This is a genomic window from Pseudomonas sp. NPDC096925 (assembly GCF_044762545.1).
Lineage (GTDB): Bacteria > Pseudomonadota > Gammaproteobacteria > Pseudomonadales > Pseudomonadaceae > Aquipseudomonas.
The window spans coordinates 48,859-71,962 of record NZ_JBIWEM010000009.1; the positions used below are offsets into that span (position 1 = coordinate 48,859).

Annotated in this window: 23 protein-coding genes; 10 read left to right on the top strand and 13 right to left on the bottom strand. The window is 62.6% G+C overall.

What is annotated here, in order from left to right; translation table 11 throughout:
- Nucleotides 1-91: 91 nt before the first annotated feature.
- Nucleotides 92-1,090, bottom strand: a complete 999-nt coding sequence (locus ACIQYU_RS22245) for a phosphate ABC transporter substrate-binding protein PstS (RefSeq protein ID WP_056793940.1) — start codon at nt 1,088-1,090, stop codon at nt 92-94.
- A 174-nt stretch (nt 1,091-1,264) separates the two neighbouring features.
- Nucleotides 1,265-2,554: an MFS transporter gene (locus ACIQYU_RS22250; RefSeq protein ID WP_207831346.1), complete on the bottom strand. Its 1,290-nt coding sequence runs from the start codon at nt 2,552-2,554 to the stop codon at nt 1,265-1,267.
- Between the two features lie 361 nt (nt 2,555-2,915).
- Between ACIQYU_RS22250 and ACIQYU_RS22255 the strand changes: the two genes are divergently transcribed.
- Both ACIQYU_RS22255 and ACIQYU_RS22260 read left to right on the top strand, forming a co-directional pair.
- Nucleotides 2,916-3,314, top strand: a complete 399-nt coding sequence (locus ACIQYU_RS22255) for an acyl-CoA thioesterase (RefSeq protein WP_003253317.1) — start codon at nt 2,916-2,918, stop codon at nt 3,312-3,314.
- Nucleotides 3,315-3,385: 71 nt separating this feature from the next.
- Nucleotides 3,386-4,282, top strand: coding sequence for a D-hexose-6-phosphate mutarotase (locus ACIQYU_RS22260; protein WP_233687606.1), 897 nt, complete (start codon nt 3,386-3,388; stop codon nt 4,280-4,282).
- Between the two features lie 124 nt (nt 4,283-4,406).
- Here the strand turns inward: ACIQYU_RS22260 and ACIQYU_RS22265 are convergent, their stop codons facing one another.
- The 5 genes from ACIQYU_RS22265 to ACIQYU_RS22285 all read right to left on the bottom strand — a co-directional run bounded on the left by ACIQYU_RS22265 (nt 4,407) and on the right by ACIQYU_RS22285 (nt 8,019).
- Nucleotides 4,407-4,940, bottom strand: a complete 534-nt coding sequence (locus ACIQYU_RS22265; RefSeq protein WP_371033897.1) for a DUF3299 domain-containing protein — start codon at nt 4,938-4,940, stop codon at nt 4,407-4,409.
- Nucleotides 4,941-4,988: 48 nt separating this feature from the next.
- Nucleotides 4,989-5,234, bottom strand: coding sequence for a GlsB/YeaQ/YmgE family stress response membrane protein (locus tag ACIQYU_RS22270; protein ID WP_063912260.1), 246 nt, complete (start codon nt 5,232-5,234; stop codon nt 4,989-4,991).
- A gap of 96 nt (nt 5,235-5,330) precedes the next feature.
- Nucleotides 5,331-6,413: a 5-(carboxyamino)imidazole ribonucleotide synthase gene (locus ACIQYU_RS22275; protein WP_063912261.1), complete on the bottom strand. Its 1,083-nt coding sequence runs from the start codon at nt 6,411-6,413 to the stop codon at nt 5,331-5,333.
- A 10-nt stretch (nt 6,414-6,423) separates the two neighbouring features.
- Entirely contained in the window at nt 6,424-6,915 is a 492-nt protein-coding gene (gene purE / locus ACIQYU_RS22280) for a 5-(carboxyamino)imidazole ribonucleotide mutase (RefSeq protein ID WP_003253304.1), read from the bottom strand.
- 171 nt (nt 6,916-7,086) lie between these two features.
- Nucleotides 7,087-8,019, bottom strand: coding sequence for a LysR substrate-binding domain-containing protein (locus ACIQYU_RS22285; RefSeq protein WP_161797629.1), 933 nt, complete (start codon nt 8,017-8,019; stop codon nt 7,087-7,089).
- A gap of 182 nt (nt 8,020-8,201) precedes the next feature.
- Between ACIQYU_RS22285 and aspA the strand changes: the two genes are divergently transcribed.
- The 4 genes from aspA (at nt 8,202) to ACIQYU_RS22305 (ending at nt 13,169) form a co-directional block, all read left to right on the top strand.
- Nucleotides 8,202-9,626 (top strand): aspartate ammonia-lyase, encoded by a 1,425-nt coding sequence (gene aspA, locus ACIQYU_RS22290; RefSeq protein ID WP_003260072.1) that lies wholly within the window; start codon nt 8,202-8,204, stop codon nt 9,624-9,626.
- Nucleotides 9,627-9,804: 178 nt separating this feature from the next.
- Nucleotides 9,805-10,797 (top strand): AraC family transcriptional regulator, encoded by a 993-nt coding sequence (locus ACIQYU_RS22295; RefSeq protein ID WP_207831356.1) that lies wholly within the window; start codon nt 9,805-9,807, stop codon nt 10,795-10,797.
- A 225-nt stretch (nt 10,798-11,022) separates the two neighbouring features.
- Nucleotides 11,023-12,066, top strand: a complete 1,044-nt coding sequence (locus tag ACIQYU_RS22300) for a histone deacetylase family protein (RefSeq protein WP_063912263.1) — start codon at nt 11,023-11,025, stop codon at nt 12,064-12,066.
- Entirely contained in the window at nt 12,066-13,169 is a 1,104-nt protein-coding gene (locus tag ACIQYU_RS22305; RefSeq protein WP_063912264.1) for a polyamine ABC transporter substrate-binding protein, read from the top strand. Before ACIQYU_RS22300 ends, ACIQYU_RS22305 begins: the two co-directional genes overlap by 1 nt.
- Before the next feature lie 80 nt (nt 13,170-13,249).
- Here the strand turns inward: ACIQYU_RS22305 and ACIQYU_RS22310 are convergent, their stop codons facing one another.
- On the bottom strand, nt 13,250-14,803 hold the full coding sequence (locus ACIQYU_RS22310) for a PLP-dependent aminotransferase family protein (RefSeq protein ID WP_207831361.1): 1,554 nt from the start codon (nt 14,801-14,803) through the stop codon (nt 13,250-13,252).
- A gap of 90 nt (nt 14,804-14,893) precedes the next feature.
- On the opposite strand from ACIQYU_RS22310, the gene ACIQYU_RS22315 reads away from it, so the two are divergent.
- The 3 genes from ACIQYU_RS22315 to ACIQYU_RS22325 are packed head-to-tail and all read left to right on the top strand — an operon-like array spanning nt 14,894 to nt 16,669.
- On the top strand, nt 14,894-15,523 hold the full coding sequence (locus ACIQYU_RS22315) for an FMN-binding negative transcriptional regulator (protein ID WP_207831363.1): 630 nt from the start codon (nt 14,894-14,896) through the stop codon (nt 15,521-15,523).
- A gap of 11 nt (nt 15,524-15,534) precedes the next feature.
- Nucleotides 15,535-15,981, top strand: coding sequence for a GNAT family N-acetyltransferase (locus tag ACIQYU_RS22320; RefSeq protein WP_241106102.1), 447 nt, complete (start codon nt 15,535-15,537; stop codon nt 15,979-15,981).
- A gap of 7 nt (nt 15,982-15,988) precedes the next feature.
- On the top strand, nt 15,989-16,669 hold the full coding sequence (locus ACIQYU_RS22325) for a GNAT family N-acetyltransferase (RefSeq protein ID WP_233687608.1): 681 nt from the start codon (nt 15,989-15,991) through the stop codon (nt 16,667-16,669).
- A gap of 41 nt (nt 16,670-16,710) precedes the next feature.
- Here the strand turns inward: ACIQYU_RS22325 and ACIQYU_RS22330 are convergent, their stop codons facing one another.
- The 4 genes from ACIQYU_RS22330 to ACIQYU_RS22345 all read right to left on the bottom strand — a co-directional run bounded on the left by ACIQYU_RS22330 (nt 16,711) and on the right by ACIQYU_RS22345 (nt 21,764).
- Nucleotides 16,711-16,989 (bottom strand): helix-turn-helix transcriptional regulator, encoded by a 279-nt coding sequence (locus ACIQYU_RS22330; protein WP_063912269.1) that lies wholly within the window; start codon nt 16,987-16,989, stop codon nt 16,711-16,713.
- Nucleotides 16,986-18,311 carry a type II toxin-antitoxin system HipA family toxin gene (locus ACIQYU_RS22335; protein WP_233687609.1) on the bottom strand — a complete coding sequence of 442 codons (1,326 nt, stop codon included), beginning with the start codon at nt 18,309-18,311 and terminating at the stop codon, nt 16,986-16,988. Before ACIQYU_RS22335 ends, ACIQYU_RS22330 begins: the two co-directional genes overlap by 4 nt.
- Before the next feature lie 217 nt (nt 18,312-18,528).
- Entirely contained in the window at nt 18,529-20,337 is a 1,809-nt protein-coding gene (gene oadA, locus ACIQYU_RS22340; protein WP_063912271.1) for a sodium-extruding oxaloacetate decarboxylase subunit alpha, read from the bottom strand.
- Between the two features lie 11 nt (nt 20,338-20,348).
- Nucleotides 20,349-21,764, bottom strand: coding sequence for an acetyl-CoA carboxylase biotin carboxylase subunit (locus tag ACIQYU_RS22345; protein WP_016712746.1), 1,416 nt, complete (start codon nt 21,762-21,764; stop codon nt 20,349-20,351).
- Nucleotides 21,765-21,953: 189 nt separating this feature from the next.
- On the opposite strand from ACIQYU_RS22345, the gene ACIQYU_RS22350 reads away from it, so the two are divergent.
- Entirely contained in the window at nt 21,954-22,916 is a 963-nt protein-coding gene (locus ACIQYU_RS22350; protein WP_272493160.1) for a LysR family transcriptional regulator, read from the top strand.
- Here ACIQYU_RS22350 and ACIQYU_RS22355 read toward each other — a convergent pair.
- Nucleotides 22,858-23,076, bottom strand: a complete 219-nt coding sequence (locus ACIQYU_RS22355) for a PA3496 family putative envelope integrity protein (RefSeq protein ID WP_082888281.1) — start codon at nt 23,074-23,076, stop codon at nt 22,858-22,860. The genes ACIQYU_RS22350 and ACIQYU_RS22355 overlap by 59 nt on opposite strands.
- Nucleotides 23,077-23,104: the final 28 nt, after the last annotated feature.

Sequence of the window (23,104 nt, forward strand, 5' to 3'; positions counted from 1 at the left end):
CGCACGAAAGCCCGCCGCACAGGAAACCTGGCTTCGGACTGGAAATTCGTGGAAGAGGCCGGGCATCAGCACCGGCCTCCCCCTCAGTTACTTACTTTTTTGCAACGTTACCTGCGTGGGACAGGCCCAGGTCAGCCAAGGTCTTGTCGACGACTTTGGCCGGCAGCGGGATGTAGCCGTCCTTCACCACGACCTGCTGGCCAGCTTGCGACAGCACCAGCTTGACGAACTCGGCTTCCAGCGGGGCCAGAGGCTTGTTCGGGGCCTTGTTGACGTAGACGTACAGGAAGCGCGACAGCGGGTAGGTGCCGTTCAGGGCGTTGGTTTCGTTGTCTTCAACGAACTCGCCGCCTTCCTTCTTGGCCAGGGCCACGGTCTTGACGCTGGCGGTCTTGTAGCCGATGCCCGAGTAGCCGATGCCGTTCAGCGAGGAGCTGATCGACTGCACGACCGAAGCCGAGCCAGGCTGTTCGTTGACGTTAGGCTTGAAGTCGCCTTTGCACAGGGCTTCTTCCTTGAAGTAGCCGTAGGTGCCCGATACCGAGTTACGGCCGAACAGCTGTACTGGCTTGTTGGCCAGGTCGCCGGTCACGCCCAGGTCACCCCAGGTCTTGACGTCGGCTTTGCCACCGCACAGGCGGGTGGAAGAGAAGATGGCGTCGACCTGGGCCATGGTCAGGCCTTTGATCGGGTTGTCCTTGTGTACGAACACAGCCAGGGCGTCTACGGCGACCGGGATGGCGGTCGGCTTGTAGCCGTACTTCTGCTCGAAGGCCTGCAACTCGACGTCCTTCATCTTGCGGCTCATCGGGCCGAGGTTGGCGGTACCTTCGGTCAGCGCGGGTGGCGCGGTGGAGGAGCCGGCAGCCTGGATCTGGATGTTTACGTTCGGATATTCCTTCTTGTAGGCCTCGGCCCACAGAGTCATCAGGTTGGCGAGGGTGTCCGAACCGACGCTGGAGAGGTTGCCCGAAACACCGGTGGTCTTGGTGTAGGTCGGGATCGCAGGATCGACAGCGGCTACCGCGTTGGCGGTTGCAACGCCAGCGGCGGCAAAGGTGAGGGCCGCCATCAAACGCTTCAGTTTCATGCCTTGCTCCTAGCAGGAATATTGGGGTGTTGGATGGAACGGGCCCAAGTATCTGCAGGCCGCATGAATACGATATGACTTGAATATGACAATTGGATGAAAGGCCATCACCGAAAAGCAGGTCCGGCCTCTTCGCGGGCGTGCCCGCGAAGAGGGCAGCAGCCGTGGCGCAGATCAGCGCTTGTTGGCGAGCAGGTACACGCCCACGACCAGACCAACGGCACACAGCCCCGCCACATAGTAGGCAGGCGCCATCGGGCTCACTTTCAGCAGCGCAGTCACCACCATCGGTGTCAGCCCGCCAAAGATCGCGTAGGCCACGTTGTACGAGAACGACAGCCCGCTGAAGCGCACCACCGCCGGAAAGGCCTTGACCATTACATAAGGCACCGCGCCAATCACACCCACGCACAAACCGGTCACCGCATACAGCGGGAACAACAGCTCGGGCCGGGTCGGCAGGCTGTGGTAGAAGGTCCAGGAACTGGCCAGCAGCAGCAGGCTGCCGATCACGAATACCCGGCCCGCGCCAAAGCGGTCGGCCAGGCTGCCAGCACCGATGCAGCCGAAGCTGAGCAGCACGATGGCCAGGCTGTTGGCCTTGAGCGAGTCGGTGGGGCTGATGTGGTAGATGCTCTGCAGCAGTGCCGGGGTCATCAGGATGAGCACCACGATGGCGGCCGACAGCATCCAGGTCAGCAGCATGGACAGGATGATCGCGCCGCGATGGTCACGCAGCACCGCGCGCAACGGCAGCTCCTCGGCCAGCGCCTTGCGCTGCTGCATCTCGGCGAACACCGGGGTTTCGTGCAGCCAGCGGCGCAGGTACACCGAGAACAGGCCGAATACACCGCCGAGCAGGAACGGGATGCGCCAGGCGTAATCAGCCACTTCCTGCGCGCTGTAGACGCTGTTGATCAGGGTTGCCACTAGCGAGCCCAGCAGGATACCCGCGGTCAGGCCTGCGGTGAGGGTGCCGCAGGCGTAGCCGGTGTTGCGCTCTGGCACGTGCTCGGACACGAACACCCAGGCGCCCGGTACCTCGCCACCGATCGCTGCGCCCTGGATCACGCGCATCAGCAGCAACAGGATCGGCGCCCACATGCCGATCTGTGCATAGGTTGGCAGCAGGCCCATGATCAGCGTTGGCAGGGCCATCATGAAGATACTCAGGGTGAACATCTTCTTGCGCCCGAGCAGGTCACCGAAGTGGGCCATGATGATGCCGCCCAGCGGCCGCGCCAGGTAGCCGGCGGCGAAAATGCCGAAGGTTTGCATCAGGCGCAGCCATTCGGGCATGTCAGCCGGGAAGAACAGCTTGCCGACCACCGTGGCGAAGAACACGAAAATGATGAAATCGTAGAACTCCAGCGCACCGCCCAGGGCGGACAGTGAGAGAGTCTTGTAGTCACTGCGGGTCAGCGGCCGCGAAGGCTGCTCGATACTGCTGGGCACGGAAGTCATCGCTCGTTGTTCTCTTTGTGGGCATGCAGGCCGCTTGGCATGCGGCTTCTGGATTGGGAGACAGGCGAAGATAGCAAATTGCTGAGCTGCGCCGAAAGCGATACAAAATCCCTACACATATTCATGAATGCGCGGTCGTCGCTGGCCGTTATGCTCTATATACTGGCGATTCGTAGGAAAAGGTTGCTCCTAACGTGGGATGTTGTGCGAAAACGCCGGTCATTATTGTCAGACGGTTTCGCAGAGTTTCCCTACGGCCGCCCAGTGAAACGAAATCGGCGTAGTATGTTTCAAGCTGAATCGTTTACCCGGCCTTTGCGCCACACCAACGAAAAGCGTCACGGGTCAGAGGCCCCATCGCATGATTGAGCTCGAACAAGAAGATCCAATCCCGCAAGGCGACCTGGCCTTGCAGATCACCGCACTCCCGCGCGAGACCAACGGGTTTGGCGACATCTTCGGCGGCTGGCTGGTCGCCCAGATGGACCTGGCCGGCACCGCCATGGCCAGCCGTGTCGCCGGCGGCCGCGTGGCCACCGTAGCCATCGACCGCATGGCCTTTCTGGTACCGGTCGCCGTCGGCGCGCAGCTGTCGTTCTATACCCAGACCCTGGAAATCGGCCGCAGCTCGATCCAGATGATGGTCGAAGTGTGGAGCGACGACCCGTTGTCCAGCGAATGGCGCAAGGTCACCGAAGCCGTGTTCGTCTTTGTCGCCATCGACGGCAGTGGCCGCACCCGCTCCGTACCTCGTCGCTAAGCCACGCCGGCGGTAAACTCATTGCATGTGCCCGGGTCCAAGGCCCACTGGCAATCAATGAGATAAATGCAATGGCTACCTTCCAGGTCGTAACCGAGCAACATGGCGAACTCAACTGCTGGCGTATCAGCAGCGACCACGCCGAACTACTGATCGCCCAGCAGGGCGCGCAGATCCTCAGCTACCAGCGCGTTGGCCAGCCACCGCTGCTGTGGCTGAGCGACCAGGCCATCTTCCGTCAGGGCAAGTCGGTACGCGCCGGTGTGCCGGTGTGCTGGCCGTGGTTCGGCAACCTGCAGCGCAACCCCCAGGCCGTGCAGGCCATGTACCGCGGCGAGCAGGCACCTGCCCACGGCTTGGCGCGCGCGCGCGACTGGCAATTGCTGGGTATCGAGGAAGCAGGTGATGGCCTGCGCATCGAATTCGAACTGCCAGAAGCGCAGGGTGACCTGCCTGGCTGGCCTCATGACGTCGAGCTGAAGCTGGTAGTGGAGCTGGGCGAGGACCTGCAGCTGAACCTGACCAGCCGCAACATGGGCAATACCCCCGTTACCATCAGCCAGGCCCTGCACAGCTACTTCGCGGTCAGTGACGTGCGCCAGGCGCGGGTCGAAGGGGTCGAAGGGCTGGGCTATATCGAGACCCTGGCTGGCTGGGAACAACGCCAGCAGCAGGGGCCGCTGGGGTTTGCCGGGGAGACTGACCGGATCTACCTGGCAACCCCGCAGACGCTGAGCATTGTCGACCCACATTGGAGCCGGCGAATTACCTTGACCAGCAGCGGGTCGCGCTCGGCGGTGATCTGGAACCCTTGGACCGAGCGGGCCAAGGATCTGCCGGACATGGCCGATGACGGGTGGCAGCGGATGCTGTGCATCGAGACGGCGAACGTGTGGGATGACCTGGTGGAATTGAAGCCTGGGGCCAGCAGCTCGCTGGGGGTCAGGATTGGCTGTGAAATGATCTGAGTCTTGCAGTGCCTGTTCGGGCCCCTTCGCGGGTAAACCCGCTCCCACAGGGTCGCCACAATATTCAGGGTTTGTGGAGACCCTGTGGGAGCGGGTTTACCCGCGAAAGGGCCGGCGCAGGCAATCAGAGGTCTGCGTCTTCCACCACCCTGACCTTCCCCGCATCCAGCGCATAGGCCGCATCGGCCAGGTCATTGCTGACCTTCTCCACCTTCAGCTTGCCGCTGACCCACAGCGGTGTGTAGATGTCATCGATCTTCAGGCCTTTCGGGTAGCGCACCAGCACCAGCTGGTTAGGCGGTGGTGGCGGCACATGGATGCACGCGCCCGGGTATGGCACCAGGAAGAACAGTGTGCTGTTGCCCTTGGCGTCGCTCTCCAGCGGCACCGGGTAGCCACCCAGGCGAATGTCCTTGCCGTTCATGGCCGCCACGGTCTTGGTCGAGTACATCACCGCCGGCAGGCCCTTGCTCTGCTTCAGGCCACCCTTGTCGGTAAAGGTGCCCATGGCTTCCGGCGAGTTGTGGTCGATTTCGGGCATTTGCTCGAGCGCCTGCTGGTCCGACTCGGGCATCAGCTCCAGCCAGTCGGTTTCAGGCAGTTCGGCATGGGCCAGGGCGCTGGCCAACAGCAGTGGAGCGAGGAAAAAGGCACGCATGAAAATGCTCGGCAACTCGAATGAATTGCCGGGCATTCTAACCACTATTCAGCGTTTCTTGATGAATCCGTAGACCACCAGAAGGATCACGGCACCGACCAGCGCGCCAAGGAAACCCGAAGCCTGCCCGGCCTGGTAGATGCCCAGCGCCTGGCCGCCGTAGGTGGCCAGCAGGGAGCCGGCAATCCCCAGCAGGATGGTCATGATCCAGCCCATGCTGTCGTCGCCCGGCTTGATGAAGCGGGCCAGCAGGCCGACGATAAGGCCGATGAAGATGGTTCCAATGATACCCATGGCAATCCCTCTGCAGTGAAAGTGGAACAAGCCAAAGCCTAGACAGCGCTTTGGCTTGTCGCCATTTCAGAGGGCAAGCCGCTGGCAGAAGTTCGATCAGTTGTCGATCAGGGCTTCTACTTCGGCAATCTTGCGCTCGAGGGTGGCCATGTCGTGGCAGCGCAGGGTGGCGTGGCCGACCTTGCGACCGGCCTTGAAGGCCTTGCCGTAGTGGTGCAGGTGGCAGTCACCGATGGCAACCACCTTGTCCACCGCCGGCACTTCACCGATGAAGTTGAGCATCGCGCTCTCGCCGACCTTGGCGGTCGAGCCCAGCGGCAGGCCGGCGACGGCACGCAGATGGTTCTCGAACTGGCTGCATTCGGCGCCTTCGATGGTCCAGTGCCCGGAGTTGTGCACGCGCGGGGCGATTTCGTTGGCCTTCAGGCCACCGTCGACTTCGAAGAACTCGAAGGCCATCACGCCCACATAGTCCAGTTGCTTGAGCACGCGGCCCACGTAGTCTTCGGCCAAGGCCTGCAGCGGGTGCGCCTGGCTGGCGACCGACAGGCGCAGGATGCCGCTTTCGTGGGTGTTGTGCACCAGCGGGTAGAAGCGGGTTTCGCCATCACGGGCACGCACGGCCACCAGCGACACTTCGCCGGTGAATGGCACGAAGCCTTCCAGCAGGCACGGCACGCTGCCCAGCTCGGCAAAGGTACCGACCACGTCCTCAGGCGTGCGTAGCACCTTCTGGCCCTTGCCGTCGTAACCCAGTGTGCGGGTTTTCAGCACGGCCGGCAGGCCGATGCTGGCCACCGCGGCGTCCAGGTCGGCCTGCGAGAGGATGTCGGCGAAGGCCGGGGTGGGAATACCCAGGTCGCGGAACATGCTCTTCTCGAACAGCCGGTCACGGGCGATGCGCAGCGCTTCGGCGCTGGGGTACACCGGCACGAACTGCGAGAGGAAAGCCACGGTCTCGGCCGGGACGCTTTCGAACTCGAAGGTGACCAGGTCGACTTCGTCAGCCAGCTGGCGCAGGTGGTCCTGGTCGCCGTAGTCGGCACGCAGGTGCTCGCCCAGCGGCGCAGCGCAGGCGTCCGGCGCCGGGTCGAGGAAGGCGAAGTTCATGCCCAGCGGGGTACCCGCCAGAGCCAGCATGCGGCCCAGCTGGCCGCCACCGATTACACCGATCTTCATGGGTTGAGCCTCAAGCCTGGCGCGGGTCTGGGTTGTCCAGCACGGTGTCGGTCTGCTCCGTGCGGAACTGCTTGAGCGCCGCGTGGTACTGCGGGTACTTGGCGCCGAGGATGCTGGCCGACAGCAGCGCGGCGTTGACCGCACCGGCACGGCCGATGGCCAGGGTGGCTACCGGTACGCCGGCTGGCATCTGCACGATCGACAACAGCGAATCGACACCCGACAGCATCGACGATTGCACGGGCACGCCCAGCACCGGCAGGTGGGTCTTGGCGGCGCACATGCCTGGCAGGTGGGCTGCACCACCGGCACCGGCGATGATCACCTCGATGCCACGGCCCTCAGCCTCCTCGGCATACTGGAACAGCAGATCCGGGGTGCGGTGGGCGGAAACCACCTTCACTTCGTAGGGAATGCCGAGTTTTTCCAGCATATCGGCGGTGTGGCTAAGGGTGGACCAATCGGACTTGGAGCCCATGATCACGCCAACCAGTGCACTCATCGTCGAGCCTCTTCGCTTGTGCGCCCTTGGGCGCGTCAAAAAACAACAAGCCACGCGGGACGACCGGCGTGGCTTGTTTGCTGATCAGGACCGGACGCATCCGGTCGAAAGGCCGCGCAGTATACCGTAAGGTGGTGCGTTTAAGGCACCCCGGCGACCAACTGTCGCCCCTTATTTTTCGGGGCTTTGGCTGACTTTCGGGTCAACCATTGCCGCCCCTTCGAGCTTGCGCCACAACAGCCTTACATTGGCCTTGCGCACCAGTGCGCAGCGGTACAGGCGAATTTCCAGCGGCACATGCCACTGGCTACCGCCACAGATCGCCAGTTCGCCCCGCTCCAGTTCGCCGCGCATCGACAGCCGCGGCACCCAGGCGATGCCCATGCCTTCCAGCGCCATACTCTTGAGGCTGTCTGCCATGGCGGTTTCATAGACGGTGGTATAGCGCAGGTTGCGCTGGCGCAGCAGCAAATTGACCGAGCGACCGAGGAAAGCGCCGGCGGTATAGGCCAGCAGCGGCACGCTACCCTCGCCTTCCAGGTCGAACAACGGCTTGCCGTCGGCATCCACGGCACATACCGGCAACATTTCAGTGGTACCCATGTGCAGCGACGGGAAGATTTCGGCATCCATCTGCAGGGCGGCATCCGGGTCATAGAAGGCCAGCATCAGGTCGCAGCCACCTTCGCGCAATGCATGCACGGCATCTCCGACGTTGGTCGCAACCAGGCGGGTGGCGATGTTCAACCCGTCGTTGCGCAACTGGGCCACCCAACGTGGGAAAAAGCCCGATGCCAGGGAGTGTGCCGCGGCCACCTGCACCACCTCGCCCTGGCCACCTTCCAGATGATGCAAATGGCGGAGAATTTCGCTCAACTGGTCGACAACAGTACGCGCCGTGACGAGAAACAGCTGGCCGGCCTCGGTCAGTTCGATCGGCGTGCGGGAACGGTTCACCAACTGCAGGCCCAAGGCGGCTTCCAGGCTGCGAATACGTCGGCTGAAGGCCGGTTGGGTGACGAAACGCCGCTCTGCCGCCTGGGAAAAACTGCGGGTGGCGGCCAGCGCGCTGAAGTCTTCCAGCCATTTGCTTTCAAGGTTCACGAAGCACATCTCCTGGCGTGCACCAAAATGGAACACGCTCGAATGTCAATTGGCGTCACATGAAACACTATGCCGTTTGTGCATAGGTTAGCGTGCAACAGCATTGGCCGCAAAATCACCTTCAGGCCTAGGATTGGCGCCATTCCGGCATGTGCCGGGTCAAAATCGAGATGATATACATCATGTCCTCCGCTGCATCGTTCCGCGTCGAAAAAGACTTGTTGGGCACCCTTGAAGTTCCTGCAGATGCCTACTACGGCATCCAGACCCTGCGCGCTGCCAACAACTTCCACCTCTCCGGTGTTCCGCTGTCGCACTACCCGAAGCTGGTCGTGGCCCTGGCCATGGTCAAGCAGGCTGCTGCTGACGCCAACCGTGAGCTGGGTCACCTGAGCGATGCCAAGCACGCTGCCATCACCGCAGCCTGCGCCCGCCTGATCAAAGGCGATTACCACGACCAGTTCGTGGTGGACATGATCCAGGGCGGTGCTGGTACTTCTACCAACATGAACGCCAACGAAGTCATCGCCAACGTCGCGCTGGAGGCCATGGGCCACCAGAAGGGTGAGTACCAGTACCTGCACCCGAACAACGACGTGAACATGGCGCAGTCGACCAACGACGCCTACCCGACGGCCATCCGCCTGGGCCTGCTGCTGGGCCACGACGCCCTGCTGGCCAGCCTCGACAGCCTGATCCAGGCCTTCGCTGCCAAGGGTAAAGAGTTCGATCACGTACTGAAGATGGGCCGTACCCAGCTGCAGGACGCCGTACCGATGACCCTGGGCCAGGAATTCCGCGCCTTCGCCACCACCATGACCGAAGACCTGCAGCGCCTGCGCTCGCTGGCCCCGGAACTGCTGACCGAAATCAACCTGGGCGGTACCGCCATCGGCACCGGCATCAACGCCGACCCTGGCTACCAGGCCCTGGCCGTGCAGCGCCTGGCTGCCATCAGCGGCCAGCCGCTGGTACCGGCTGCCGACCTGATCGAAGCCACCTCCGACATGGGCGCCTTCGTGCTGTTCTCCGGCATGCTCAAGCGTACCGCCGTCAAGCTGTCGAAGATCTGCAACGACCTGCGCCTGCTGTCCAGCGGCCCACGCACCGGCATCAACGAGATCAACCTGCCAGCGCGTCAGCCAGGCAGCTCGATCATGCCAGGCAAGGTCAACCCGGTTATCCCGGAAGCCGTCAACCAGGTGGCCTTCGCCATCATGGGCAACGACCTGGCCCTGACCGTCGCCGCCGAAGGTGGCCAGCTGCAGTTGAACGTGATGGAGCCGCTGATCGCCTACAAGATCTTCGACTCGATCCGCCTGCTGCAACGCGCCATGGACATGCTGCGCGAGCACTGCATCGTCGGCATCACCGCCAACGAACAGCGCTGCCGTGAACTGGTCGAGCACTCGATCGGCCTGGTCACCGCCCTGAACCCGTACATCGGCTACGAAAACGCCACCCGTATCGCCCGCGTTGCCCTGGAAACCGGCCGCGGCGTGCTGGAACTGGTGCGCGAAGAGAAACTGCTGGACGACGCGATGCTCGACGACATCCTGCGTCCGGAAAACATGATCGCTCCCCGTCTGGTTCCGCTGAAGGCGTAACCAGGCCGCTGTAAACAGTCTCACCAGGTCGAGGGACTAGACACCTCTCAACCTTTCCAAGGCCCGAGCCTATGCTTCGGGCCTTTTTTTTCGCCTGCAGGATTTTGCGGCTGCCTTGCAGCCCTATCGGCACACAACTTGCTCGATAATGCGTCCCAGCCCAACGGGATTACCCAGCATGCTGCACAGCCACCTCACCACCCTCAACGCGGTTTCGCTGATCCTCAACGTCTTCCAGGCAGACGGCTGCGAGGCGTCGGCGCTGCTGGCCGGCAGCGGCATCGGCCCGGCAGACCTGGGCCATGCCGATGCGCGCATCACCACCCAGCAGGAACTGCAGGTGTGCGCCAACGCCGTTGCCCGGCGCGAGGATATCGGCCTGGAACTGGGCCGGCGCATGCATGTGTCGTGCTACGGCATGCTCGGTTACGCCCTGCTCTCCAGTGCCACTTTGGGTGACGCCTTGCGCCTGGCGCTGCAGTATCCGGCACTGCTGGGAACAGTCTTCAAGCTGCGTTTGCTCGACGACGGCCAGCGCGTCTGGTTCAGCGCCAGCGATTACCACGACAGCCCGGCGCTGACCGCCTTCAACGCCGAGTTCTGCCTGGTGTCGCTGAAGGTCATCTGCGACGACCTGCTCGGTCGCCCGTTGCCCCTGCTGGGCGCCCGCTTCGAGCACCCGCGGCCTGGCTACCACGCGCTCTATGCCGGGGCATTCCAGGGCCCGGTCCGTTTCGACGCCGAGGACAATGCCTTTGCCTTCGAACGGCGCTGGCTGGACACGCCACTGCCACTGGCCGACCCGATTACCCACAAGGCCATGAGCGAACGCTGCCGGCGCCTTAACCTGGAGTTCACCGGCCGCCAGGCCTGGCTGGGGCGGATTCGCCAACTGCTGGCGCAGCAACTGGATGCAGCGCCCGGGCTGGAAGGGCTGGCGCGACAGATGAACTGCTCATCGCGCACCCTGCGCCGGCACTTGCAGGCGCTGGGCAGCAGTTATCAACAGCTGCTGGATGAACTGAGGTTCGAGCGGGCCAAGCAGTTGCTGGCCGATGAGCAGATGCCGATCTACCGGATTGCCGAGTCCCTGGGGTTCAGCGAGACGGCCAGCTTCCGGCATGCCTTCCAGCGCTGGAGTGGTGTCGCGCCCAGCCATTTTCGCGGTTGACCTGCACCGGCCTCTTCGCGGGCTCGCCCGCTCCCACAGGATCTCCACAACCCTTGAATATTCTGGTGTACCTGTGGGAGCGGGCAAGCCCGCGAAGAGGCCGGTACAGGAAAACCTGGCCAAAGAGCTTGGCCACATCGATCCCCTTTTGGCCACTTGCGTCGTTCTCCCCCACTGGCCCGCCCATGAAAATGGACCCACGCCAGTACCCACCGGAGAACAACAATGCTGACGATCTATTCCGATGACCACCGCCTGCACCACGGCCGCTGCGAGCTGATCGACGGCAAGCTGATGCCCTGCTTCGAAATGCCGTCACGCGCCGACCATGTGCTCGACCAGGTCAAAAAGCGCAACCTCGGCGACATCCAGGGCCCCACCGACTTCGGCCGCGCCCCTTTGCTGCGCATCCACAGCGCCGATTACCTGAACTTCTTCGAAGGCGCCTGGGCGCGCTGGGCCGCACTGGGCCAGGAAGGCGACCTGCTGCCGTTCACCTGGCCCGCACGCACCCTGCGCCAGGTAAAACCCACCGGCCTGCACGGTGAACTGGGTTATTACAGCTTCGATGCCGGTGCACCGATCACCGCCGGCACCTGGCAGGCCGCCTACAGTGCCGCCCAGGTCGCCCTCACCGCCCAGGCGGCGATTCAGCAAGGCGCACATTCCGCCTTTGCCCTGTGCCGCCCGCCAGGGCACCACGCGGCTGGCGAAGTCATGGGCGGCTATTGCTACCTGAACAACGCCGCCATCGCCGCCCAGGCCTTCCTCGACCAGGGCCGGCGCAAGGTCGCCATCCTCGACGTCGATTACCATCACGGCAACGGCACCCAGGACATCTTCTACAACCGCAACGATGTGTTCTTCGCCTCGATCCACGGCGATCCGCGCGACGAGTTCCCGTTCTTCCTCGGCTATGCCGACGAAACCGGCGAGGGTGCCGGCCAAGGCTGCAACATCAACTACCCACTGCCGGCCGGCAGCGACTGGGCCGCCTGGAGCGACGCCCTGGAGGACGCTTGCCAGCGTATCGCCGCCTATGACGCCGACGTGCTGGTGATCTCCCTGGGCGTCGACACCTTCAAGGACGACCCGATCTCACAGTTCAAGCTGGACAGCCCGGACTACCTGGAAATGGGCAAGCGCATCGCCCGGCTCGGCAAGCCGACCCTGTTCGTGATGGAAGGCGGCTACGCTGTGGAAGAAATCGGTATCAACGCAGTCAATGTGCTGGAAGGCTTCCAGCGCGCCCAGCCAGGAGCCCGATAATGGTCCGACTCAAGCGCCTGCTCGCCCCGTTCATCGCCGCGACCCTGTTCACCGGTGCCCTGCAGGCCCAGGCCGAACAGCGCACCCTGCGGGTGTACAACTGGTTCGACTACATCACCCCGCAAACCCTCACCGAGTTCAAGAAGGACAGCGGGGTGAAGCTGGTGTATGACATCTTCGACACCAACGAGGCGCTGGAAGCCAAGCTGCTGACCGGCAACTCCGGGTATGACGTGGTGGTGCCGTCCAACGTGTTCCTCGCCAAGCAGATCGAAGCGGGGGTGTTCCAGCCGCTTGACCGCAGCAAGCTGCCGAACTGGCAGCACCTGGACCCGGCACTGATGAAGCTGATCGAGGCCAACGACCCCGGCAACAAGTTTGCCGTGCCCTACATGTACGGCACCGTACTGATCGGCTTCAACCCGGCCAAGGTCAAAGCTGCGCTCGGCGACAACGCCCCGGTGGACAGCTGGGATCTGATCTTCAAGGAAGAGAACATCGCCAAGCTCAAGCAGTGCGGCGTGGCCCTGCTCGACTCGCCCTCGGAGATTCTGCCACTGGCATTGCAGTACCTGGGCCTGCCACCGAACAGCGACAAGCCGGCTGATTACAAGAAAGCCGAAGCGCTGATGCTGAAGATCCGCCCGCACATCACCTACTTCCATTCCTCGAAATACATGGCCGACATCGCCAATGGCGATATCTGCGTGGCTGTGGGCTACAGCGGCAGCTTCTCGCAGGCCGCCAACCGCGCCCGCGATGCGAAGAATGGCGTGGTGGTGGACATGCGCCTGCCCAAGGAAGGTGCGCCGATCTGGTTCGACATGCTGGCGATTCCGAAGAACGCGGCCAACCCGGAAGATGCCCATGCATTCATCAACTACCTGCTGCAGCCCGAGGTAATTGCACCGATCAGCGACTTTGTCGGCTACCCGAACCCGAACAAGGATGCGACCGACAAGGTGAGCCCGGCGATTCGCAACAACCCCAACCTGTACCCGACGGCGGAGGCGATGGCCAAGCTGTATACCCTCAAGCCCCTGGCGCGAGATGCAGAGCGGGCGCGGACCCGGGCCTGGACGCGGATCAAGTCCGGTACCTGAGTCGCCTGCTTCGCGGGCACGCCCGCTCCCACAGGATCTGCGCCACACTCAAGGCCAGCGCTGTACCTGTGGGAGCGGGTTTACCCGCGAATAGGCCGCCAAGCCTTGCGCAATTTCATCAACGCCTCGGCAATCTCCCCCTCCGGCACCGCTGCAAACCCCAGCACCAGCCCTGCCCTTTTATCCACAGGTACCTCGCTGTCCGCCAGCCAGAAATTGCTCAGCGGCGTCACCTCCACCCCCACCGCTTCAGCCTTGGCCACCAGTTCCTGCTCCCGCGCAAAGTTATCCACATCGACTTTCACATGCAGCCCGGCCGCCACTTCCGGCATGCCGCCCAACCCCGGAATATCCACAGGCCAGCCGGCCTTGAGCACATTTCGCCGGCTCAACGCCGCCTTGCGCATGCGCCGGATATGCCGCTGGAAGTGCCCCCGGGCCATGAACTCGGCCATCACGCACTGGCTACTGACCTCCGAATGCCGCACCGCCAGCGCCCTGGCCTGGCTGAACGCCTGCGCCAGTTGCGCCGGCAATACCAGGTAGCCCAGGCGCAACGCCGGAAAGGCGATCTTGCCGAAGGTACCGACGTACAGCACCCGCCCGTGGCGGTCGAGCGCAGCAAGCGGGGCCAAGGGCGCACCGCTGTAACGGTATTCGCCGTCGTAGTCGTCTTCGATGATCCAGCCATCGCTGCGCTCGGCCCAGGCCAGCAATTCCAGGCGTCGCGCCAGGCTCATGGTCACCCCGGTCGGGTACTGGTGGGCCGGCGTGACATAGACCAGCCGGCAATCCGCCAGCTGCCCGAGCCGGCGACAGTCCATGCCGTCCTCGTCCACTGGCACGCCATGCAACCTGCCACCGGCCAGCGCAAAGGCATGCCCAGCTGCGCGGTAACCCGGGTTTTCCACAGCCACGCCGTCGCCCGGCTGCAACAGCAACTGTGCACAAAGGCTGATGGCCTGCTGCGCACCACTGGTGATCACAATTTGTTCAGCCGTACAAGTCAGTCCACGCGAGCGACGCAGGTAGGCCGCGATCAGTTCGCGCAGCAGCGGCTCTCCTGCCGGGTCGCCATAGCCCAATTGCGCCGGAGCCGGGTTGCGCCAGAAACCCGCCTGCAGCTTGGCCCAGACGTCGAACGGGAACAGATCGAACGCCGGAATACCGACGCGAAAAGCACGCGGAGCACCGCTTCTTGGCGGCGGCAAATGGTTACTTTTCAGGCGCAGCAAAGGCTCACTGGTACGTCGGCTGCTGGATAAATCCTCAGTATTTTCGGAAGGAAATGTGGATAAGTCTGTTGATAACAGCCGGGATAACCCTGTGGATACTTGTGTGGATAGTTTTGCGGCGGAAAGTTTCGGTAGCTGGCTGACATAGGTGCCGTCGCCTACCCGGCTTTCGATGTAGCCCTCCGCATACAGCTGGTCATAGGCCCGCACCACGCTGTTGCGTGACAGCGCCAGCATGGCAGCCAGATCTCGGGTGGCCGGCAGCCGCGTGCCACTGCTCAGGCGCCCGTCCAGCACCCGCGCACGCAGCGCCTGGTACAACTGCTGGCTGAGCCCGCGGCGGCGATCGAGGGCGATCCCGGCAGGGTCGAAAGGCAATACGAGGGGGCGCTCGCTCATGGCATTGGACCTATGAAATCAGCTTTGAATGGATCTTACTATGAACCAATAGCCTGCCTAGGATGGCGCCATCGCACAAGGAAACCGAGCATGTACAACAGCAAACCCCATCAGGAACACGACCTCGGGCGTCTGCACCAGCACATGCTCGACACCCGACTGGCCATCCTGGTCAGCCAGGGCGAGCAAGGCCTGCTGGCCACGCACCTGCCGGTGCTGGTCGATATCGCCGAAGGCGAATTCGGCACCGTCTATGCCCACCTGGCGCGGGTCAACCGCCAGTGGCACGACCTGGAGCAAGGTGGCGAAGCCCTGCTGGTGTTTCCCGGCGCCGATGCCTATGTCAGCCCCGGCTACTACCCGAGCAAGGCCGACAACCCCAAGGTGGTGCCAACCTGGAACTACCTGGCCGTGCACGCCTATGGCCCGGCAGAAGTGATCCACGACGCCGAGCCTCTGCTGGCCATTGTCAGTCGCCTCACCGAGCGCCACGAACAAGGCCGCAGCGAACCGTGGAAAGTCACCGACGCCCCGCGTGACTACCTCGACGGCATGCTCCGCGCCATCGTCGGCATCCGCCTGCCCATCGCTCGCCTGCAAGGCGCGCGCAAGCTCAGCCAGAACCGCTCTGAGCAAGACATTGCCGGCGTGCGTGAAGGCCTGAGCGCCAGCCCCGATTACCTGGATAACCAACTCGCGGCGCATATGCGCCAACTCTGAAGGAACAGCCCATGTCCAGCGTTACCCTGCGTCCTGTCACCCCCGAAGATCACGCTGCCTGGCACGCCCTGTGGCAGGCCTACTTGCATTTTTATGAATCCGAACTGGCCGAAGAGATCAGCCTCAGCACCTGGCAACGCCTGCTCGACCCGAGTGAACCGACCCATTCAGCCCTGGCCTGGGTCGATGGCAAGGCGGTGGGCATGGTCAACTTCATCTACCATCGTTCCAACTGGAGCATCGGCAACGCCTGCTATCTGCAGGACCTGTACGTGGACAGCGCGCAGCGCGGCCTGGGAATTGGCCGCCAGCTGATCGAGCACGTCTACGCCAGAGCCAAGGCCGACAACTGCAGCAAGGTGTACTGGGTGACCCACGAGACCAACGCCACCGCCATCAGCCTGTACCAGCAGGTTGCCGAGCGCTCGGGCTTCATTCAATTCCGCAAAGAGTTCTAAGCCGAACATGACCGACGCATTGAACTGGAAACCCGCTGCAGCACCCAAGGCCGAGCCCATCGACGGCCGCTTCATCCGCCTGGAAAAGCTCGACCCGGCGCGCCATGGCGACGACCTCTGGGAGGCGCTGCAAGGCCCGGCTGCCGACCCGCTGCTGTGGGACTACCTGCCCTATGGCCCGTTCGCCGAACGTGCCGCCTTCGATCGCTGGCTGGAAGGCAACGCCGCCGGCCGCGACCCGCTGTTCTACACCGTGATCGACCGCCCCAGCGGCCAGGCCCAGGGCATCCTCAGCCTGATGTCGATCGTGCCCGACCACGGCCGCATCGAAATCGGCCACGTCGCCTTCGGCGCCGCCATGCAGCGCACGCCCAAGAGCACCGAGGCGGTGTACCTGCTGGGCAAGGCGGCCTTCGAACTGGGCAACCGCCGGCTGGAGTGGAAGTGCAACAACGCCAACGCCCGCTCCAGGCGCGCCGCGGAGCGGTTTGGCTTTGTGTTCGAGGGAGTTTTCCGCAAGCACCTGGTGGTGAAGGACCACAATCGGGATACGGCGTGGTATTCGATTACCGATGATGAGTGGCCGGCGCTGGCGGCCGCGTTCGAGCGCTGGTTGAGTGAAGAGAACCAGCGGCCTCAAGGCCAGGTGCGGACACTTGAGGACTGCCGTAGGGGGGGATCGGCATAACCGATCACGGGCCGGCAGGCCCGCGATCGGTGCAAGCCCGGTTATCTGATCGGGCTCACACGCCTGACGACGCCCATCTGCAAACCGAACGGTTTGAATACTGCGTTCAACGATTTGAGCGTGGGGTTACCGTCCCCCTGCTCGATCTGAATGAGCGTTCGCACGGAAATCTTGCACATCAGCGCAAACTGGGTCTGCTGCATCTTTGCTACTTCTACGCGCAGGCGGCGAACAGCAGTACCCAACTCGATTGTGCCGTCGGCAATACCTTCGCGCACGCCATCGATCATCAGACCTCGGGCATCGATGGAAACCGTCATGCCAACCCCCACTCCGCCATCCGGCGCTCAAGCTTGCCCAGCGCAATCGCCGGGTGATTCATCACTGCCTCCGGGAGCCCAAGGCCGGACAAGATATCGGGCAATGCCAATAGGTGCCGGGCCTCCTGGCGCAGACGCTGGTAAGCCTCATCCGGATCGATGAATTCGGCCAGCGCAACACAGGCTGCGTGCCAGTCGATTTCGCCTGCTCTTTCGATCAAAGCGGGCCACTTCGTCGTTCTGGTTACACCCTCCTGATCCATCACCATCGGTGCCAAGTCGTAAATGGGTGCAAGACGCACCGTGTCGCGGGTACGAATGATCGCTGTATTGCGTCCATGATTATCGGCGTTACCCAGGATCTTGTTGATCAGGTCGCGCCGCAGGTAATCCGCGATCAGATCAGGCACCTCTTTACCCTGCCCGGCCATCTTCCACAAGCCAACGAGCGTCTCGATCACCTCCAAATGCCCCATCCGGCTACCGGGTTCGGTTACACCACACAAGGAATACATCGATTCCACGGCAAACCGCTGTACTCCCTGATCGGTAACCTGACGGTCGAAGCGTTCCATCCACAGGCTGGGCTTGGCTCCCTCTTCCAGCGCCATGTGTTCACTGGCCACCGTCTCGATGCCAAGCTGCTGCAACGCCCTGTAATAGAGGTACTCGGCCCGCAGGATCTCCTGATCATCGGCCAAGGCCGGGTGCCTGGCGAACTTGATGAACCAATGGCGACAGGCCCCCTCATCCGCAAGCACCGCGTCCGGGTAAAGCTGGCCGTTTTCATCTTCGGTCATCAGCAGCTTTGGCGCCTCTCCACCGGCGCCTGTCGCGCCACCTATGGCCGCGCCCTGCTCGTAGGCGTACTCCAGAAAACGCTGATCGCGAACGATGACGTCCTGGCGAGCAAAACCGATGGGGTCCGCAAGGTCCAGTAATTCAGCCGACTCCCTGATGCGCATATTGCCAATCGGAGCTGGGGTGGAGCGCCCTAGCAGAAACAAGTCTTCCCCCATGCCTGCCGGTCTTTCACGACCGATATGCCTCAGCAGAAAACGCTTCGCAGCCCCTGCAGGCGCTATGTCGTAAAGGAATGCAGGAGCATGCGGTAGACGATGAGAGCCAAAGTCCACCGGGAGCTTGGCACTGGCCGCCAGGCTGAACAGGCTGTCGTAAGCATGCAGATTGGCCTTGACGTAGTTGGATGTGTATCCGAACTCGCAAGGGCTGGAGAGGCTTCTTTCCGGTTCGGCGAAGGCGATGGCAATAGCATCATGCCATTTACCTTGGTCATGTAATTGGAGCGTGAGTCGGTACATTGGCCACCTGCAATTTACTGCATATCTTCGATCAGCCTCAGCCGTCAGCCTGCAGTATAGTGCAGATGTATTTCTGAACCACACCCAGTTTATGCATTTTAGTGCAGATATGGCGGCTTTTTGCGCCTGTAATCTGCATTAAATTGCATATCGTTCCATAAAAAAAGGGGAGCATTCCGCTCCCCAGAGGTTAACCGCTTGTAGATGAAGGCTTATCTCAGCCTTCGATCTCGATCAGGATTTCGCCCGGTGTCACACGGTCGCCCTTGGCCACGTGGATGGCCACGACCTTGCCGGCGATACCCGCCTGCACTTCGGTCTCCATCTTCATGGCTTCGGTGATCAGCACGGCCTGGCCGGTCTTGACCATGTCGCCTTCCTTGACCAGCACATCGACGATGTTGCCTGGCATGGTGGTGCTGACATGGCCCGGGGCGCTGGCCTGCTTGCGCTTGCTGCTGCCGCCGCCGACGAATTCGTTGAGCGGCTCGAACACCACTTCTTCCGGCATGCCGTCGATGGACAGGTAGAAGTGGCGCTTGCCTTCAGCCTTCACGCCCACGCCGGTGATGTCGACGCGGTAGGTTTCGCCGTGCACGTCGATGACGAACTCGGTCGGTACGCCTTCGCCGCTATGGGACGCCACTGCGCCGGCTTCAGGAATTGGCAGCAGGACTTCAGGGGTCAGGGTGCCGGCTTCGCGTTCTTCGAGGAACTTGCGGCCAATGTCCGGGAACATGGCGAAGGTCAGCACGTCTTCTTCGCAACGGGCCAGGGCGCCGATGTCGGCACGCAGCTTGGCCATTTCCGGCTTCAGCAGGTCGGCCGGGCGTACGTCGATCACTTCTTCGCTGCCGATCGCCTGACGGCGCAGCTGCTCGTTGACCACGCCCGGGGCCTTGCCGTAACCGCCTTGCAGGTACAGCTTCACCTCGTTGGTGATGGTCTTGTAGCGCTCACCGGCCAGCACGTTGAAGAACGCCTGGGTGCCGACGATCTGCGAAGTCGGGGTCACCAGCGGCGGGAAGCCGAGGTCCTCACGCACGCGCGGGATCTCTGCCAGCACTTCATTCATGCGGTTGAGGGCGCCCTGCTCCTTGAGCTGGTTGGCCAGGTTGGAAATCATGCCGCCCGGCACCTGGTTGACCTGCACGCGGGTGTCCACAGCGGTGAACTCGCTTTCGAACTGGTGGTACTTCTTGCGCACGGCATAGAAGTACAGGCCGATTTCCTGCAGCAGCTCCAGGTCCAGGCCGGTGTCGAATTCGCTGCCCTTGAGCGCGGCAACCATCGACTCGGTACCCGGGTGGCTGGTGCCCCAGGCGAAGCTGGAGATGGCGGTGTCGATGTGATCGGCACCGTTTTCCACAGCCTTGAGCTGGCACATGGCGGCCAGGCCGGCAGTGTCATGGGAGTGGATGAACACCGGCAGCGACTGCTCGGCCTTCAGTGCCTTGACCAGTTCGCCAGTAGCGAACGGGGTCAGCAGGCCGGCCATGTCCTTGATCGCGATCGAGTCGCAACCCATGGCTTCCATCTGCTTGGCCTGGTTAACAAAGGCGTCGATGGTGTGCACGGGGCTGGTGGTGTAGGCGATGGTACCCTGGGCGTGCTTGCCGGCGGCCTTGACCGCTTCAATGGCCACGCGCAGGTTACGCACGTCGTTCATCGCGTCGAAGATGCGGAACACATCGATACCGTTGACCGCGGCCTTGGCGACGAAGGCCTTGACCACGTCGTCGCTGTAGTGACGGTAGCCCAGCAGGTTCTGGCCGCGCAGCAGCATTTGCAGGCGGGTGTTGGGCAGCGCCGCGCGCAGCTTGCGCAGGCGCTCCCACGGGTCTTCCTTGAGGAAGCGCACGCAGGCGTCGAAGGTGGCGCCACCCCAGACTTCCAGCGACCAGTAGCCGACTTTGTCGAGCTTGTCGCAGATCGGCAGCATGTCTTCGGTACGCATGCGGGTGGCCAGCAGGGACTGGTGGGCGTCGCGCAGGATCGTGTCGGTTACGTGAATTTTCTTGGACATTATGGGGTTCCTCACAGGCCTGCGTGGGCGGCGATGGCGGCGGCGATGGCCAAGGCCAGCTCTTCGGGTTTGCGCTTGATCGAGTAGTTGGTCAGTTCCGGGTGGCTTTCGACGAAGCTGGTGTTGAACTGGCCGCTACGGAATTCCGGATTGCGCAGGATTTCCTGGTAGTACGCGGCGGTGGTCTTCACCCCTTGCACGCGCATGTCGTCCAGGGCACGCAGGCCGCGGTCCATGGCTTCTTCCCAGGTCAACGCCCACACCACCAGTTTCAGGCACATGGAGTCGTAGAACGGCGGAATGGTGTAGCCGGTGTAGATCGCCGTGTCGGTACGCACGCCAGGGCCACCGGGGGCGTAGTAACGGGTGATCTTGCCGAAGCTGGGCAGGAAGTTGTTCTTCGGGTCTTCGGCGTTGATGCGGAACTGCAGCGCGTAACCGCGGTGCTGGATATCTTCCTGCTTGACCGACAGCGGCAGGCCCGAGGCAATGCGGATCTGCTCACGGACGATGTCGATACCGGTGATTTCCTCGGTGATGGTGTGCTCCACCTGCACCCGGGTGTTCATTTCCATGAAGTACACCTCGCCATCGGCGAGCAGGAACTCCACGGTACCGGCGTTCTCGTAGTTCACCGCCTTGGCCGCACGCACCGCCAGGTCGCCGATGTAGGCGCGCTGTTCAGGGGTGAGCTGGGGGCTCGGGGCGATTTCGATGAGCTTCTGGTTGCGGCGCTGGATCGAGCAGTCGCGCTCGAACAGGTGTACGACGTTGCCAAAGCTGTCACCCAGGATCTGCGCCTCGATGTGCTTGGGGTTGACGATGCACTTTTCCAGGAACACTTCCGCGGAACCAAAGGCCTTGGTAGCCTCGGAGATGACGCGGGGGAAGTTCTGTTCCAGTTCTTCGCGGCTGTTGCAACGGCGAATACCACGGCCACCACCACCCGAGGTGGCCTTGAGCATGACCGGGTAACCGATGCGGTCACCTTCGCTCAGGGCTTCGTGAATATCGGCAACGTTGCCTTCGGTGCCCGGGGTTACCGGCACACCGGCGGCGATCATGGTGCGGCGCGCTTCTGTCTTGTCGCCCATGCGGCGAATGACATCGGCGGCCGGGCCGATGAACTTGATACCGCGCTCGGCGCAGATCTCCGCCAGTTCAGCGTTTTCCGACAGGAAACCATAACCCGGGTGCAGGGCATCACAGCCGGTTTCCACAGCCAGGTTCACCAGCTTGCGCGGGTTCAGGTAACCGGCCAGCGGCTCGGCACCAATGCTGTGGGCTTCGTCGGCGCGCTTGACGTGCAAGGCGTGGCGGTCGGCGTCGGAATAGATCGCTACCGAGCGAATGCCCATCTCGGCGCAAGCACGCACGATCCGAACTGCAATTTCACCTCGGTTGGCGATCAGGATTTTTTTTATCACTGGAGTCTTCCCAAAGCCGTAGGAACAGTCGAGCCGGTTCTCCCGGTCGGCGCGTGACCAGACGTTGCTGGCCAGTCGCACATTCACCCTAGCGCTGTAGGTTGATAAACAAAAATCAATATTTGTTAGAGGCTGTATTAGTAAAAGCTTATAGTGCGGTAACAAGGTGTTGCCGAAGGGCGGATTAAAATGCGTAAGTCCTTGATGCGTATGACTTTGCGTCAATTGCAGATCTTCAACGAGGTGTGCGATTTGCGTTCGTACAGCCGTGCGGCGGAAGAGATGGCGCTGACGCAACCCGCCGTTAGTCTACAAATCCGCCAGCTCGAAGAACTGATCGGCCAGCCTCTGTTCGAGTACGTGGGCAAGAAGCTCTACCTGACCGAAGCTGCCGAGGCCCTGCAACGCGCCAGTCGCGATATCTTCGGGCGCCTGGAGAGCCTGGACATGCAGCTGTCGGACATGCAGGGTTCACTGCAGGGGCAGTTGAAACTGGCAATCGAGTCCAGTGCCAAGTACTTCGTGCCACACCTGTTCGCGGCCTTCAAGCAGCGTCACCCGGAGGTCAACCTGACCCTGACTGTGGTCAACCGGGCCCAGGCCATCCGCCGCCTGTCGGACAATCGCGACGACCTCATCATCATGTCCATGGTGCCGCAGGACATGGGGCTGGAGTTCCTGCCGTTCCTCAACAACCCGATCATCGCTGTGGCGCCGCCCGAGCACCCGCTGTGCAAGCTGGAACAGCTGCGCCTGCAGGACCTGGAGCCTCATACCCTGCTGGTCCGCGAACAAGGTTCAGGCACGCGCAAGGCTTGCGAGGAATACTTCAAGGACAAACGCGTGCACTTCACCCAGACCCTGGAAGTGGCCTCGGCCGACGCCCAGCGCGAGTGCGTGATCGCCGGCCTGGGCATTGCCCTGCTGACCCGCCATGCGGTCAACCTGGAGCTGGCCACCGGTGTGCTGAAGGAGCTGCCGGTGGAGGAACTGCCGCTGTACCGCAGCTGGTGCGTGGTGCAGTCCAAGGCCAAACGGCAGTCGCCGGTGGCCTTGGCCTTTCTGGCGTTCATCCGCAGCGAACGTGCGTTGATCAGCGCGCTGGTTGAGCGTTTTTCGGGGAAGTTGCCGCCGACACCTGCCAGACCGTGAGCTCTTGCAACTCGGGGTAGTCCACCAGGTCGCGGAGTAGTTGACGTTGGTCGCAATAGCTTTCGATCGCGCGGCGGTATTCCATGCGGCGCTGATCTTTTTCCTGCTGCTTGCGAGCCTTGGCGCTGGGTTGGTACGTACCGTCGAAGTCACGAGCCATTGCCTGTCTCCCTGATAGGATGCGGGAG